Annotated in this window: 15 protein-coding genes and 1 pseudogene; 8 read left to right on the forward strand and 8 right to left on the reverse strand. The window is 70.2% G+C overall.

All coding sequences use genetic code 11. The annotated features are described in order from the left end of the window. Positions 1-6 precede the first annotated feature (6 nt). Positions 7-504 (forward strand): hypothetical protein, encoded by a 498-nt coding sequence (locus EAS64_RS22935; protein ID WP_145855889.1) that lies wholly within the window; start codon positions 7-9, stop codon positions 502-504. A gap of 67 nt (positions 505-571) precedes the next feature. Here the strand turns inward: EAS64_RS22935 and EAS64_RS22940 are convergent. Beyond that, a pseudogene (locus tag EAS64_RS22940) lies at positions 572-862 on the reverse strand (winged helix DNA-binding protein); the annotation flags it as partial. Positions 863-949: 87 nt separating this feature from the next. Between EAS64_RS22940 and EAS64_RS47970 the strand changes: the two are divergent. Further along, positions 950-2,137 carry a hypothetical protein gene (locus tag EAS64_RS47970; RefSeq protein ID WP_187366114.1) on the forward strand — a complete coding sequence of 396 codons (1,188 nt, stop codon included), beginning with the start codon at positions 950-952 and terminating at the stop codon, positions 2,135-2,137. Here EAS64_RS47970 and EAS64_RS22950 read toward each other — a convergent pair. The 5 genes from EAS64_RS22950 to EAS64_RS22970 all read right to left on the reverse strand — a co-directional run bounded on the left by EAS64_RS22950 (position 2,123) and on the right by EAS64_RS22970 (position 6,473). Next, on the reverse strand, positions 2,123-3,493 hold the full coding sequence (locus EAS64_RS22950; protein WP_187366115.1) for a protein kinase domain-containing protein: 1,371 nt from the start codon (positions 3,491-3,493) through the stop codon (positions 2,123-2,125). The two genes, EAS64_RS47970 and EAS64_RS22950, sit on opposite strands and share 15 nt — an antisense overlap. Before the next feature lie 154 nt (positions 3,494-3,647). Beyond that, positions 3,648-3,899, reverse strand: coding sequence for a VOC family protein (locus EAS64_RS22955; protein WP_145855895.1), 252 nt, complete (start codon positions 3,897-3,899; stop codon positions 3,648-3,650). An 82-nt stretch (positions 3,900-3,981) separates the two neighbouring features. Beyond that, positions 3,982-4,236 (reverse strand): hypothetical protein, encoded by a 255-nt coding sequence (locus EAS64_RS22960; RefSeq protein ID WP_145855897.1) that lies wholly within the window; start codon positions 4,234-4,236, stop codon positions 3,982-3,984. 8 nt (positions 4,237-4,244) lie between these two features. Then, the gene (locus EAS64_RS22965; RefSeq protein ID WP_145855899.1) at positions 4,245-5,084 is read right to left on the reverse strand and encodes a hypothetical protein; all 840 of its coding nucleotides are present in this window, start codon (positions 5,082-5,084) and stop codon (positions 4,245-4,247) included. A 135-nt stretch (positions 5,085-5,219) separates the two neighbouring features. After that, positions 5,220-6,473 carry a cytochrome P450 gene (locus EAS64_RS22970; protein ID WP_145855901.1) on the reverse strand — a complete coding sequence of 418 codons (1,254 nt, stop codon included), beginning with the start codon at positions 6,471-6,473 and terminating at the stop codon, positions 5,220-5,222. 342 nt (positions 6,474-6,815) lie between these two features. On the opposite strand from EAS64_RS22970, the gene EAS64_RS22975 reads away from it, so the two are divergent. Beyond that, entirely contained in the window at positions 6,816-7,532 is a 717-nt protein-coding gene (locus tag EAS64_RS22975) for a hypothetical protein (RefSeq protein ID WP_145855903.1), read from the forward strand. Between the two features lie 10 nt (positions 7,533-7,542). On the opposite strand, the gene EAS64_RS22980 is transcribed toward EAS64_RS22975, so the two are convergent. Both EAS64_RS22980 and EAS64_RS22985 read right to left on the reverse strand, forming a co-directional pair. Next, a complete protein-coding gene (locus EAS64_RS22980) occupies positions 7,543-8,532 on the reverse strand; it encodes a DUF4253 domain-containing protein (RefSeq protein WP_145855905.1) in 990 nt (329 codons plus the stop codon). Positions 8,533-8,620: 88 nt separating this feature from the next. After that, positions 8,621-9,298, reverse strand: coding sequence for a class I SAM-dependent methyltransferase (locus tag EAS64_RS22985; RefSeq protein WP_222849513.1), 678 nt, complete (start codon positions 9,296-9,298; stop codon positions 8,621-8,623). A 147-nt stretch (positions 9,299-9,445) separates the two neighbouring features. Between EAS64_RS22985 and EAS64_RS22990 the strand changes: the two genes are divergently transcribed. The 5 genes from EAS64_RS22990 (at position 9,446) to EAS64_RS43750 (ending at position 13,769) form a co-directional block, all read left to right on the forward strand. After that, positions 9,446-10,225: a DinB family protein gene (locus EAS64_RS22990; RefSeq protein ID WP_145855907.1), complete on the forward strand. Its 780-nt coding sequence runs from the start codon at positions 9,446-9,448 to the stop codon at positions 10,223-10,225. Positions 10,226-10,303: 78 nt separating this feature from the next. Further along, positions 10,304-11,545: a serine hydrolase domain-containing protein gene (locus EAS64_RS22995; RefSeq protein WP_145855909.1), complete on the forward strand. Its 1,242-nt coding sequence runs from the start codon at positions 10,304-10,306 to the stop codon at positions 11,543-11,545. Between the two features lie 73 nt (positions 11,546-11,618). Next, positions 11,619-12,575, forward strand: a complete 957-nt coding sequence (locus EAS64_RS23000; RefSeq protein WP_145855911.1) for a TIGR04222 domain-containing membrane protein — start codon at positions 11,619-11,621, stop codon at positions 12,573-12,575. Further along, positions 12,572-13,408: an MbnB/TglH/ChrH family RiPP precursor modification enzyme gene (locus EAS64_RS23005; RefSeq protein ID WP_187366116.1), complete on the forward strand. Its 837-nt coding sequence runs from the start codon at positions 12,572-12,574 to the stop codon at positions 13,406-13,408. Before EAS64_RS23000 ends, EAS64_RS23005 begins: the two co-directional genes overlap by 4 nt. After that, positions 13,392-13,769 carry an SCO6045 C-terminal-like domain-containing protein gene (locus EAS64_RS43750; RefSeq protein WP_187366117.1) on the forward strand — a complete coding sequence of 126 codons (378 nt, stop codon included), beginning with the start codon at positions 13,392-13,394 and terminating at the stop codon, positions 13,767-13,769. The genes EAS64_RS23005 and EAS64_RS43750 overlap by 17 nt, the downstream gene beginning before the upstream one ends. The last annotated feature ends 2 nt before the right edge of the window (positions 13,770-13,771 follow it).

A 13,771-nucleotide genomic window follows, 5' to 3' on the forward strand; every position in this document is an offset into this window, starting at 1 on the left:
TATAGCATGAACCCCATCACCCGCGTGATCGCCGCGACGATCGAAGGCCGCGACGGCCAGGGGGCGGACGTCAATCAACAAGGAGGCGTGACCATGACCACGATCGCCGCCGACCGGTGGCACATACCGCGGCCCGTCGACGCGGCCTGCGTGCCCGCCGGGGCTGGCCAGGCGGACCGAGTCGCCAGGATCGCCGCGCTTGACGGCGCGCGCATGGCGGACGGCCTGGCCTTTCTCGCCGGCTACGCGCCAGGCGTCTTCGACGCGGTGCTGACCGCGACCGAGCCCTGCCTCGACGACCTGTTTCCCTCGGGCGACGACGCGCTCGAGCCCTACTGCACCCAGTGCGGCGCCAAGGCCGGGGTCTTCATCGCCCGCGGCAGTGACTGGCGGCACTACGCAGGCGACGCCGAGGACCGCAGCGCCGCCCCGTTCGAGGCCGACCACGCCCCGGTCATCGGCTGGCGCCCGGCCGGCGGCCGCCCCGGATTCGTCGCCATCTGACCGCTGAGGCCCCCACCCCCCAGACCGGCGCCCCGTCCACTACTCCCCGGGGTGGACGGGGCGCCGTCTACGCCTGCCGTTCCAGGGCCGCCTCGTAGGCGCGCATCGTGCCGACCACCGTCGCGCGCTGTCCGGGGGTGAGCGCGCCAAGCACTCCGGTCCATGCCGCGGCGCTGCCGAAGAGCCATTCACGGATCGGCGCCGCGAAGTCCGGCGCGATCGCGACGATCCGGCGCCGCCGGTCGGCGTCGTCTTCCGTCCGCGTCAGCACGCCGTGCTGCGACAGGTCGCCGACCATGAGGCTGACCGTGGTGGGCGCCACCTCGAGCCGCTCGGCCAGCCGGTGTCTTCGGCGAGCAGGTGCGCGCCGGCACCAGTGTCGACCTGGTCGCCACGCCGGAGGGCCGCACCGGGATCGGCGGCGTCATCGCGTAGCCTGTCGACGATGGACGAGCCCACTGTGCGGTACCTGGATCCCATCGCCGGACTCGACGCGGCGATGTGGGTGCCGCCGAGCCGCGGACAGCTGTTCTGGCTGCGTTTCGCGCCGGCCTTTTTCGCCCCCGCCGGGGGCACCGGCCGCGGCCTGGTCCGCTGGTGGGCGCTCGCCACCGTCACGCCGAGCACCAACGTCACCGGGCTGAACCTGGTCTACCAGTCGTACCTGAACCACGTCTTTCACCGCACCCGGCTGGCCAGGGCGGGCCACGCGGTCTGCATGCCGGTCATCGTGACTGCACTGCTTGCCCTGCTCTTCCCGGTCCACGCCATCCTCCCCGCCGCCATCGTGCTTGCCGCATGGTGGGCGTACTGGGCGGTCAAGGAGCGCGACCCGGTGTGGGGCGGCTGCGGCATCGCTCTCGCCGCGGCGCTTTACCCGCTCGCGCAGGCGCTCGGACGACTCGGCGCGGCCGAACATTCGCCGCTAGCGCAGCCGTGGGCCTTGGTGCTGATCGGCGGCGCGCTGCAGGCCGGATCGCACATCCTGGAGCCGCTGCCACCGCGGGTCACCCGCTCGATGCACTGGGTAGCGCCCGCGCAGTACCTGCTCGGGCGGCCCGGCCACCGCAATCCGGCGGGCACCGTGGCGCGCCGCGCGGCCCAACTCGCCGCGCAGGCCATCTTCGGCACCGTCGATGAGATAGTCGCCTCGCCCCGGCTGCTGCCGGTGCTCCTGCTCGAACTGCTCTTCCTGTTCGGACACCACCCGGCGCGGCGCGCGGCCTGGCGGGCACTGTCCGCCCAGGCGATCGCGAGCGGCAACCCGGCGCTCGACTACATCGGCACCGGCGGCCCCACGCCACTGCGCACCGGCCCGACGGCCCCGTTAAAACCTCACTACCGAGCCACGAACGCCTCCAGCCCCCGGACTTGGTGCCGACGTAGACGATGCCGTGGGCGAAGCTGTCGTTCACCGCAATCGCGTCCGTCAAATCAGCGCCGGACAGGTTCACAATCCACGACGCAAAGTCGAGGCGACGGGCAGCCGCGCCGCACCAGCCGCCGCGTAACGCGCAAGGCTCCGGCAGCGCGGGCCGGGCGACGTGGCCGGGCTACTCCTCGGCAGCACCACGCACAAGGTGATCCACCTGACAGGCCGCCCTGTCCTCATCATCCGCTAGAGGGTGCCTAGTGCCGCGCCGAGCGCGCTGATCGCGCTGGACAGGGACGTGGCAGCCTGGCCGGTGACCTGCCCTTTGGACTTGTCCTGGGTGAAGACCTGGACGAGCTGCGAGTACTGCTGTTGGACCTGCTGAGGGTTCTGGCCGGGCGACTGGAACAGCAGCTGCTGCAGCTGGTTGAACAGGTTCTGGCCCGCCTGCGGTGCCACCTGCCCATCGGTGACGCCTTCCTTCAGGTCGCCCACCAGGGTGGCGGCCGCGGCGGCAACGGGCGACAGGGTGGTCTCGGGCTGCGCGGGCGACGAACCGGTGCCGGTGGCTGCCGGGCGCGCGGCTAGCGAAGCGGGCGGGGATCCGGAGGCGGTCACCGGGTGCCCGCCGCCCTGCCCGCCCGTCAAGAGCACGACCATGAGCGCGATCAGCGACGCGGCGAGTGCGGCACCGAGCGCCGCCTCGGACGGCCGGGGCCGCCAGCCCCGGCGCGGGGTACCCGGCACGGTCCCCGGGGTGACGGGAAGCACGGCGGTGCCGCCGTTCTGTACGCCATCGGCGGGAGAGAAGACGGAGAGCAGGCCCGCCCGGGCCGCGGCGGCGGTGGGCGGCCGGGACGACGGGTCCTTAGCCAGCAACCGGGCGATGACCTGGTCGAGGCTAGCGGGCAGACCGGGGCGCCAAGCCGACGGCAGCCCTGGATCGTCGTGGACCTGCCGGTAAGCGAGCCCGACCGCCGAGTCGGCGGTGAACGGCGGCCTGCCGGTGAGCATCTCGAACAGCACGCAGCCGAGGGAGTAGAGGTCGGAGCGCGGGTCCGCCGGGCGACCGGAAGCCTGCTCGGGCGACAGGTAGGCGACGGTGCCCAAGACCGTTCCGGCCGCGGTCGCGGCGCGGGTACCGTCGGCCCGGGCGATGCCGAAGTCAAGGACCTTGACCTCGCCGCCGTTCAGGACAATGTTGGCGGGCGTGATGTCGCGGTGCACGAGTCCTGCGGCGTGCGCGGCTTCCAACCCCTCGCAGACCGCCGCGGCGATCGCGACCGCCCGCCCGGGCGGCAGCATTCCGGCCTCATCAAGTACCTGGCGCAGCGTACGCCCCGCGACGAGCTCCATCACGATGAACGGCGTGCCGCTCTCGACGCCGCAGTCGAACACGGTCACGAGCCGGGGATGGCTGACGGCGGCGGCGTGGCGTGCCTCGCCTTCGAACCGGTCAAGGAACTCAGCGTCGGCGGCGTGCTGCGGGTTGAGGACCTTCACCGCGACGTCGCGGCTCAGCATCTCGTCTCTGGCCCGCCACACCGTCGCCATCCCGCCAGTCCCAAGCACCGCCAGAAGCTTGTACCGGCCGCCAAGCACAGTCGTCCCTGCCACCGCCATGATCCGCTCTCTCCGCGCTCCTGCCAGACCAACCGTAATGCCAGCAGATCATCCGCATTGCCTAGTCCCCTACGAGATCACATCAGGCCGACGAGTTCGCTGATGGACTACACGGACCGCTAGGAACGCAGGCGGGCCGCGGGGATGCTCACAGCGCCTTCCCGAGGTCGAACTCGTTACCTTCTGGGTCAGCCATGAGCGTCCAGGTGTACCCGTATTCGTCATGGTCAGCGACTCGAGTGGCGCCCATCTCGACGAGGCGCGTGATCTCGACCTCCGGGTCCGCTGCTGCAGACCAGAAGCGGCCGACGTCCCGCTCGACCCGGCGAAGCACCCCGACCGGCTCTTCCGGACTGCTCAAATCGTCGGCAATGGCGTAATACGTGATCCTCGCTGCCATCGGTTCCCCCCAGTGGCTTGCCCCGTCATCGGGCACTCAACTGGGACAACGAATCGGCTGCCGGCGAGGTTCGATCGACGGTCTACTCGCCGGTCACGCTATGCCTGATCCGCTCCACGATGCGATTCGCCTCGTCCTCGCTGATCTCGTAGAGGTCGTTGTCCCCGTCGCCCCGTTCGTAGGAGTACAGGAGCGGACTGCGTGTCCATTCGAGGTCGTGCCCGAACTGCTCGTCATGTTCTCCGCCGTCGTGCTCGATGCGGCGAAGTACTCCAACCGGCTCTTCCCTGGTGCTCAAGTCATCAACAACGGCGAAATAGGTGATCCTCGTTACCATCTCTCCTCCTAGAGCCGGTAGTCCGGTACGCCGAGCGCGCCGGGCGGAATCGGCACCTTCGACGTGACCTCACGCTGATACGCACGGAGGTCGGCCATCTCCTCATCGTCCTCGGGCAGTGAACGAATCCGCTCATATGCAGAATGCGTTTCTTCCTTCGCAGCGAGGCTGGCCTGGGTGTGAAACTGGACCTCGAAGAGCTGACTGCTCCCTGGGATACGCCACCGACTATTGATCCCTTTGTACTCGTCCTGATCCCACGAGTTTCTTCGATCGAACCGCCCGAAGCCGGCGCTTACGAGCCGCTCGCAGTCGGCGTAGACGCCAGCTGTATATTTCGCCTCGTCGTAGACGAAGGTGTACCGGATCGTATCTTTCACGTTGGCGAATGCTTGGCTGACGGTGCGCCCCTTCTTCATAACGTCGAAGTCCACCTTCTCGGCCAGCCGGTCCTTGCCCTTGAGCCGGTTCTCGAGCCCGGCAAGGTGCCGGTCGGGATCCTCGGCCTCGATGCGGCGCATCGCAGGGGTGACGGTCTCCTTCTCGATCTCGCTGACCCGCTCATACCCCTGGTCGATCGCGTATGCCCGGACTGCGGCGTCGACCTTGGCCCGGTTGTCGAGTGCTCGCGCGATACGGTTCCCCGCGTCCGGTTCGATGTCGGGCCCGCCCTGGCCCGCCTGCCCCGCGTCCGCCTGCCCTGCGTCCGCCTTGTACGCGTGCGCCTCCACGGGAGTCTCGCGGCTTGCCCGCAGGCCAGACAGGCCAGACAGGCCAGACAGGCCAGGCAGGCGAGGCAGGTGAGGCTCTTCGCGCCCGTCCGCGTCGTCCGGCCGGTCGATGCGCACCCGTCACCACCCAATGTCGCGACCCAATGTCGGGCACTCAACCGGGACAACGGATCGACCGCCGGCGCGGTTCACCGTGCGCCGGCGGTCGAGGCGAAGCGAGGAGGTTCGAGGTCAGCCGAACACGGCAGGTCGTCAGCCGAACTCGCACGGCATGTGCTTGATGCCGTTGATGAAGCTCGACAGCAGGCGGTCCGGCTCCTCGGCCGGGCGAATGTCCGGCACCCGGGTGAGCAGTTCCCGCAGGATGGCGGTGATCTCCCGCCTGGCCAGGTGCGCCCCCAGGCAGAAGTGCGGGCCGGCCGCGCCGAAGCCGACGTGCGGGTTGGGCGAGCGGGTGATGTCGAACTGGCCGGCGGTGGGACCGAACACGCTCTCGTCCCTGTTGGCCGCCTGGTACATCAGCAGCACCTTGTCGTTCGCCTGGTAGGCGTGGCCGTTGCTTACGGTGTCCGCGGTCAGCGTGCGGCGCATCCAGATGACGGGGGAGACGTAGCGGACGATCTCCTCGACCGCGGGTCCGATCCGGCCGTCCAAATCGGCGAGCAGCAGTTCGCGCTGGTCGGGGTGCTCGGTGAGCAGCAGCAGCGCGTGCGAGATCGCGTTTCTCGTGGTCTCGTTGCCCGCCACCACGAGCAGGACGAAGAACGAGGCGAGCTCCGCGGGAGTGAGCTGCTCGCCGTCGATGTTCGCGGTCGCCAGGGACGAGATCACGTCATCGATGGGGTTCGCCTGGCGCTGTTCGGCGAGGCCGGTCACCAGCGCGGCGAGATCGCCGCCCGAGGTGAGGATCTGGGTGAGCGCCTCGTTGATGTCTTCGCTGATGAACTCGGGGTCCGCGCCGGACAAGATGATGTTGGTGTTCCGCAGCACCATCTCGTAGTGCTCGTCGCCGATGCCCATCATCTCGCAGATGATCTTCAGCGGCAGTCGCGCCGACACGTGCTGCACGAAGTCGCAGGGGCCAGTCTTGAGCAGTTCGTCGACGATGACGCCTGCGGTCCGCTGCACGTCCTCCTCGAACTTCTTGATCATCTTCGGCGTGAACGCGCGGGAGACGATCCGGCGCAGCCGGGCGTGCCGCGGGTCGTCCATGTTGATCATCGAGCCGAAGTACTCGTTGAACTCCGCCGGCAGGTCGAAGATGCTCGTCGCCCCGGCGGCAGAGGAGAACAGCGCGGGGTTCCTGCTCGCCTCGGCCACATCCGCGTGCCTGACCAGGGCGTAGTAGCCGCGCTCCGGCACGCCGAAGGGCGACTCTCCCGCCTCGAAGAACGGCGGCGAATCCAGCGCCTGCAATCGACGGAACGCGGCGTGGCGCTCCTCGGGTGGCAACGCCCAGAACGCGTTGTCCGACAGGTTGATGTCGCTGCTGAGAGGTTCGGGCATTGAGGAGAACCGCCTTCCGAACTGCTTCGTCCGTCTTGACCCAATCTTGGCCGTCGCGGGCCAGAAACGGGAGGGGCCGGGCGTCAAGAGACCGGAAAAACCTTCGGAAACCGGCGGAAAATCGGATTGTGATCGTCTGCTGGGCGCTGGGTGATTGCCGCAGCCGCAGGCCCAGCCCGGGCGGCCCGTGGACCGCCAGGGCAGCGGCGGGAAAACCGATTGTGCTCCGCCCGGGGAGCGCTGTGTACTTGACTCATTCCGCACCGTCGGCGGAGCATTCCGGAGGTCCCCATGTCCAGCCATAGGTAGGGCACCAGGCGAGCCAGCCATGCCGTCCAGGGCATGGCGCTGGTGCACCGTGACTGGAGCAGGATTCTCGTGCGCAATCACGACGAGAAGACCAAGGACATGAGCCGCTCGGTGCTCCCCTCAAGCTGGCGCGTCGGCGCCAGGGCGACGCGCCGGGCCGTCCACAAGCGGCGGCGCGCTCGCGAGCGGGACGCACTGGCCGCCGCCAGGGGCGCGACACCCGAGATCAACGACACGTACCGCGCGGAGATCGCCGGGCTGGTCTTCACCAGGCGCTTCTATGACAAGGCAGCGCCGCTCGTCCGCTGGGCGCGGGCCACGGTCGCGGCCGACCCGGCGCTGCGGGAGGCGCCGCTCGGTGAGCAGGTGGCCTACTTCGCCCGCCTCATGCCGCCCACCCTGATCGGGCGGCACGCGGTCAGTCACATCGCCGCGGGGCTGGACTGGGCCGATCGCGCCGTCTGCCTGACCTGCCAGGTGACGCGGCCCGCCAGGCCGGTCACGGAGACCGAGCGCCTGGTCCGCCAGATCCTCGCCGCCGGCCTGCACGGCACGCTCAACGCGAACCTGCGCACGGCATACGGCCGCCAGGCTAGCCTCGACGGTGAGGGCGGCAACCACCGGCAAGCGCTACCTCGCCGCCTTCTGCTCGGCGCGCACGACGCCGCGGCGTTCGCCCGCGAGATGGCCGGCTACCCTCAGGCCCGCGCGGTCATCGCAACGGTGGCGGCGATGGCCGACCGTGATTAGCGCCGTGGCGTCAGTCCCACCAGAAATGCCAGACGGGACGCCCGATGATGGTGTCGACCAGGTCGCCGAACTCGCAGCGCCCCTTGCCGTGAAACTCGTCGGCGAAGGCCCAGTGCTCGGCGGCGATTGCTTCCGCAGCCTCCCTGGTGCGCGGTGGGCGGTCGACGAGCAGCCAAGCGTCGGCGTTCGGGCCGAGCTTGAACAGGTGGGCGCCGAACCGTTCCTCCCACGACCGCAGCACCGCGCACATCTGGGCGCTGGCCGACGGCGGTGAGAACTGATCGCTGCAGCACCATCCGGTCACGCCGATTACGTCCGCCGGGCGCGCGGCAGAGACCAGGCAGACGCGGGCCGGCGGCAGTCCGGCGAGCGCCGCGGTGCGCTCGGCGGTGCTCAGCCGCTCCCGCACGGCGGGCGCGAGGCCGGGGAACGGCCTGTCTTCGCGGGTCTCGGAGACCTCGCCCCCGGGAGCGGGAGGGAAAGGCGACCACCCGGACGCCTCCGCCGCCGCCTGGTCCACCCGGTTCAGCCGCTCGAACTCCTCTCGCCGCCCCTCATTCGTTGCCATGCCGACGATGGCGGAGAAGATGTCCTGGAGACTGTTGGATCCCTCGCCAGGCCCGCGCAGCCCGAGGAACGCGCTGCTGCGTGGAGTGGGGAAGGGCACGAACATCTCTTCCTCATGCTCAGGATCAAGCCAGCGTGCGGCGAGTTCCGCGGCCGGGTCGGCCGCGTCGATGTACCGCGGGTCGGCCGGCTCGTAGAAGAAGAAGTCCTCACCGTCCGCGCCCCGGCCGTCGTCCTGCAGGAGCACGGGGACCAGGCCCGTCTGCGGCTGCAGGTCGGTAAGCGCCGCCCAGGCCAGTCCTGGGTCGCGGACGTCGCTCGACGTCAGCCATGCGACAGGACCGTGGCCATCGGGGATGATCCGGCGGCCGGGCGGCAGCCGCACCGCGCCCAGTTGCACTTCCCCGTCCTCGGGCAATTCCGCGCCAGCCATCGCACCCAGCCTTCCGTCATCGATGCGGGCACGCTAGCGCGAACCGGTGACATTCGGGTAGAGCAGGAGGCAGCCGCTGGCCAAACCGTCAGTCCCGGCGGAACTCCGCCCGCCAGCGCAGCCTCGGCTGGGTCCCGCTGTCCATGAACTGCTCGACACGGACCGTGCGCAGCGGTCCGCCGGCCAGGTCGAGTTCACGCCGGGTCAGCGGCCACGGCATCTGGGCCGGGTCGCGTTCCGGGTTCTCGTCGTTGGTGGCGCGGGCGATGACGAGCAGCGTCCCGCCGGGCGCGACTGGGCCGTGCAGCGCCGCCAGTGCGCGCTCGCGGACCGGCCCGTACAGCGGCTGGACCGTATAGATCTCCACGACCAGGTCGAACGCGCCCGCCCACGCGGCCGGCAGGTCGAGCAGGTCCGCGGCCAGGTACTCGACCGTCGTCCCCGGGTTCTCCCTGATGGTCCGCTCGATCGCGGTCGGCGCGACGTCGAACCCGGTGACCGCGTAGCTGAGGCCCGCCAGGTACTGCGCGTCATAGCCGAGCCCACACCCAACGACGAGAGCGCGTTTCCCCATACCGTCTTTTCCGGCTGCCCACTCGACCAGGTGCGGATTCACCTCGCCGTCCGCCCACGGCACGACGGCGCTGCCCGCCTCGGCCTCGGAGTACAGCCGCTCGAACCAGCCAGTCTCGTCGCCCGCACCTGCCGCTTCGGCGGCCAGGGTCCTGGCGCGGAACATGCGCGCGCGCTCTTCGTCGATCCCCACGAGGCAAGACAGTACCCGCGCTATTCAACCGCTCAGGACGTGCGGAAACGCAACCCATCATCCCGAACGGGTTCGGCTTACTCTCCTCCCACACGGACACCCCAATTGCCGCCGGAAAACGTCCGGGACCCGCGTTACTGTCGTGCCATGGCCGACTTCAAGGACGCGGACCTGCGCGGCGCCCGGTTCGACCGGGCAGAACTGAACGGCGCGGAGTTCCGCGCCTGCGATCTCAATGACGCCACGTTCCGTGGCAGCTCACTGCACCGGGTCACGATGCGCGGCGTCGAGCTGTGCGACGTGGACATCGCCGGCGAGCTGCTGCGGGTGACGATCAACGGCGTGGACATCGCGCCGCTCGTCGAAGCCGAGCTGAACAGGCGCGACCCCGAGCGGGTCAAGATGCGCCCGGACGACCCGGCAGGCTTCCGGGAGGCGTGGGAGATCCTGGAGCGGCTGTGGGCGCAGACCGTCGAGCGCGCGCGACGCCTGCCGCCCGCGCTGCTGCACGAGTCCGTCGACTGCGAATGGTCGTTCACCGAGACGCTCAGGCACCTGGTCTACGCGACCGATGCCTGGGTGCGGCGGGCGATACTCGGCGACCCGGCCCCGTGGGACCCGCTCGACCTGCCCTGGGATGAGATGCCCGACACCCCGGGCACGCCGCGCGACCGCACGGCGCGGCCCGCGCTCGATGAGGTGCTCGCGCTGCGCAGGGACCGCATGGCAACGGTGACCGAGGTGCTCGGCGGGCTGACGCCGGACTCGCTGGCCGCGGACACCACGCCGGTGCCCGCGGACAGTCCGGGCTGGCCGCCAGCGGTCAGCTTCCCGGTGAAGGAATGCCTGCTCATCGTCCTGAACGAGGAATGGGAACACCGCCGCTACGCCGAGCGGGACCTGGCCATCCTGGAGAAGCGGGTCTGACCGGACCCCGCGGCCCCAGGCTGGCACTGCCGGGCCGCCTCTAGCGGCGCACATCGACGTGTGGCACCGTGATCTTTCATGAGTGAACTGAAGGTCGAGATCGATCCGGCCGAGGCCGGCTTCGCGAAGGACCGGCTGCGCCGCATTGACGAGAACTTCGCCCGCTACGTGGACGACGGCAGGCTCAAGGGCTGGCTGCTCACCGTCAGCAGGCACGGCAAGCTGGCGCACGTGGCGAGCTACGGTCAGCGGGACGCCGAGGCAGGCCTGCACGTCGAGCCGGACACGCTGTGGCGGATCTACTCGATGAGCAAGCCGGTCACCTCGGTCGCCGCGATGATGCTGTACGAACAGGGCGCCTTCGAGCTCACCGACCCGGTGAGCAAGTTCATCCCGAGCTTCACGGACATGCGCGTCTTCACCGGCGGCAGCGACCAGCGCCCGGTGACGGTCCCGGCCACCGAGCCGGTGCGGATCTGGCACCTGCTCACCCACACCGCCGGCCTCACCTACGGCTTCCACCGCACAACCCCGGTGGACGCGATGTACCGGGCGGCGGGCTTCGACCTCGGCCTGCGGCCCGGCACGCTGGCCGAGTCCTGCGACCTGTGGGCCAGCCTTCCGCTGCTGTTCCAACCGGGCAGCGAATGGAACTACTCAGTCGCCACGGACGTGCTCGGCCGGGTGGTCGAGGTCGCATCGGGACAGCCGCTGGATGAGTTCTTCGCGCAGCGGATCTTCGTACCGCTCGGCATGACCGACACCGGCTTCTACGCCCCGCCGCAGGACCTGGACCGGCTTGCCGCACTCTACGCCCGCAACATCGAGGGCAAGGCAGGCCGGTTCAACTCAATCGCCGAGGAGGTGCGCAAGCCCCCGGCGATGCTCAGCGGCGGCGGCGGCCTGGTCTCCACGGCCGCCGACTACAACCGCTTCCTGCACATGCTGCTGCACCACGCGGACAGCCCGGCGGGCGAGCTGGACGGCGCGCGGCTGCTCAGCTCGCGCACCGTGGCCTACATGAGCCGCAACCACCTGCCGGGCAACTCCGACATCGAGCAGTTCGGCCGCCCGATCAACGCGGAGTCGCCGCAGCGCGGCGTCGGCTTCGGCCTCGGCTTCGCGGTGGTCATCGACCCGGCGGCCGGCAAGGTCGTCGTCTCCGACGGCGAGCTGTCCTGGGGCGGCGCGGCCTCCACCGCGTTCTGGATCGACCCGGCGGAGGAGCTCACCGCGACCTTCTTCACCCAGCTCATCCCGTCAAGCGCGCACCCGATCCGCTCCCAGCTCCGTCAGCTCGTCTATCAGGCCCTCGTCTAAGTCCCTGGTTCGCCGCGCTCGCCCCCGCAGCGGTGCGGGGCTAACCGGCAAGAATCGGTGGCACGCTGCGGCTATGAGCCAGCCATGGGGCCTGTCTGGTCCGCAGTTCTTGGTTATCTACGGCGTTGGCACGGCCGTGGCCGTGGTCGTGCCCTTCTTGCTTCGCCTGCTCATCCGCTTCGATTCCAGCGCGGACGCCGGGAGGCAGCTCGACCCCCACGAGGTCGGCTACCTGGCGGGTGGTCCAGCACGGGCGGCACAGGTGATCATTACGGACTTCGTCACCTCGGGAGCGGTGCGCGTGGACACCTCCGGCCGGGTGACCGCGGCGGACCGGGCGGCGTTCGACCGGCAGTCCGCGCTCCTCAGCGAGGGAGTCACCGGCGCGGCAACCCTGTTCGCCGAGCTCTGGCTGCCCGCCGGTGTCTTCGTGCACCAGTTGCAGAGCAAGATCGCAAAGCTCCCGGCCATCGCGGTCATCAAGGCGCGGCTGCGGGCGGAGGGGCTCCTGGTTTCCCGGGCGCGTACCGCCACGGTCTGGATCGTGTCGCTGACGCTGTGGGCGGCGCTGTTCGTGACCGGCAGCCTGCGGCTCGCCGAGGGGGCGCACAATCACCGGCCCATCGGCAATCTGCAGGGCCTGGTCGTGCTGAGCGCGTTCGCCTGCCTGTTCAGCCTGCTCGCCAACCGGAGCCGGCTGACGAACTTGACCACATTCCGTGGCGCCGGGCTGCTGCGCCGGCTGCGATCAGCGGAGCGGCGCACCGAGAAGGAGACCGCACGGCAGAGCCGGCGCGGCACGGCGGTCTTTTCTCACGGACTGGGCGGAAACGGCTACGGATTCGGCGCGGGAATCGGGTCGGCGGCGCTGTTCGGTGTCGCGCTCGCCGGTTTCGCCGCCGTCGCGGACGAGCCGACGCGGTCGGCGCTGCTGGCCGGCCTGCCGTCCAGTTCCGGCGGCAGCGGCTGTGGCGGCGGCGGTGGAGGCTGCGGCGGCGGTGGCTGCGGGGGCGGGGGATGCGGCGGATGACCGCGGGATTTTCGCTCGGCGTCGGCATCGGCTGGCGGCAGGAGATCGACCTGACCGTGCCGCGCCTCGCGGCGGCGACGGGGCCGGGCGTTGACTTCGTCGAGGTCGTCGCCGAGAACGTGCAGCCCGCTGCGGTGCCTGGCTCGCTGGCCCAGTTGCATGCGGGCGGCATGCCGGTCGTGCCGCACGGGGTGTCGCTGTCTCTTGGCGGCACCGACCCGCTCGAGCCGCAGCGCGTGGCGCGGCTCGCCCAGCTCGCGGAACGGTTCGGATCGCCGCTGGTCAGCGAGCACGTCGCGTTCTGCCGCGCGGGCGGGATAGAAGCCGGGCACCTGCTGCCGGTCCCGCGTACCCGCGAGGCGCTTGCGGTGCTGACCGCGAACATCCTGGCCGCGCAGGCCGAACTCCCGGTGCCGCTCGCCGTGGAGAACATCGCCGCCCTGGTCAGCTGGCCTGAGGACGAGTTCACCGAGGCGGACTTCCTCACCGAGCTTGTCGAGCGAACGGGCGTGCTCCTGCTGCTCGACGTGGCGAACCTCTACACGGCCCAGGTCAACTTCGGCCTGGACCCGGCGGCAACCCTGAACCGTCTGCCCCTCTCCGAGGTGGCCTACGTTCACGTGGCCGGCGGCGTCCTGCGCGACGGCGTCTGGCACGACACTCACGCCCACCCGGTTACGGACGAAATCCTCGGCATCCTCGCCGCCCTCGCCCGCCGTGTATCCCCGCCAGGCGTGCTGCTTGAACGCGACGACGCCTATCCCTCCGACGCCGAACTGGCCGCCGAACTGTCATCGATCAGGAAGGTACTCACGAATGCCCCCGCCGGCTGACCCGCTCAGCCTTGCCGACCCGGGCGCTAGCGCCGGGTCGCTCGCCGCCCGCCAACTGGCGCTGGTCAGCGCGCTGGTCGCGGGGGCCGAGCCCCCAGCGGGCATGGACCAGGAGCGGGTGCACGTCCAGGCACAGGCATTGCTACGCAAGCGCGCCAGATCCGTAGCCAGGCACCAGCCCGACCTGGCCGCCAGCCTAGGCGACGGCTTCTGGCCCGCTTTCGAGCAATACGCCGCCAAGTCCGCGCCCCCGGCAGGCAGCGCTGCCGACGCGAAGGCCTTCGCGAGTCATATCCGCAAGACCCGCCGCCGCACCTTGTTCCGCCGTGACAAGACGCCGCACCGCGGCGCCGACGGGTAGCG

Source organism: Trebonia kvetii, from assembly GCF_007827045.1.
GTDB lineage: Bacteria > Actinomycetota > Actinomycetes > Streptosporangiales > Streptosporangiaceae > Trebonia > Trebonia kvetii.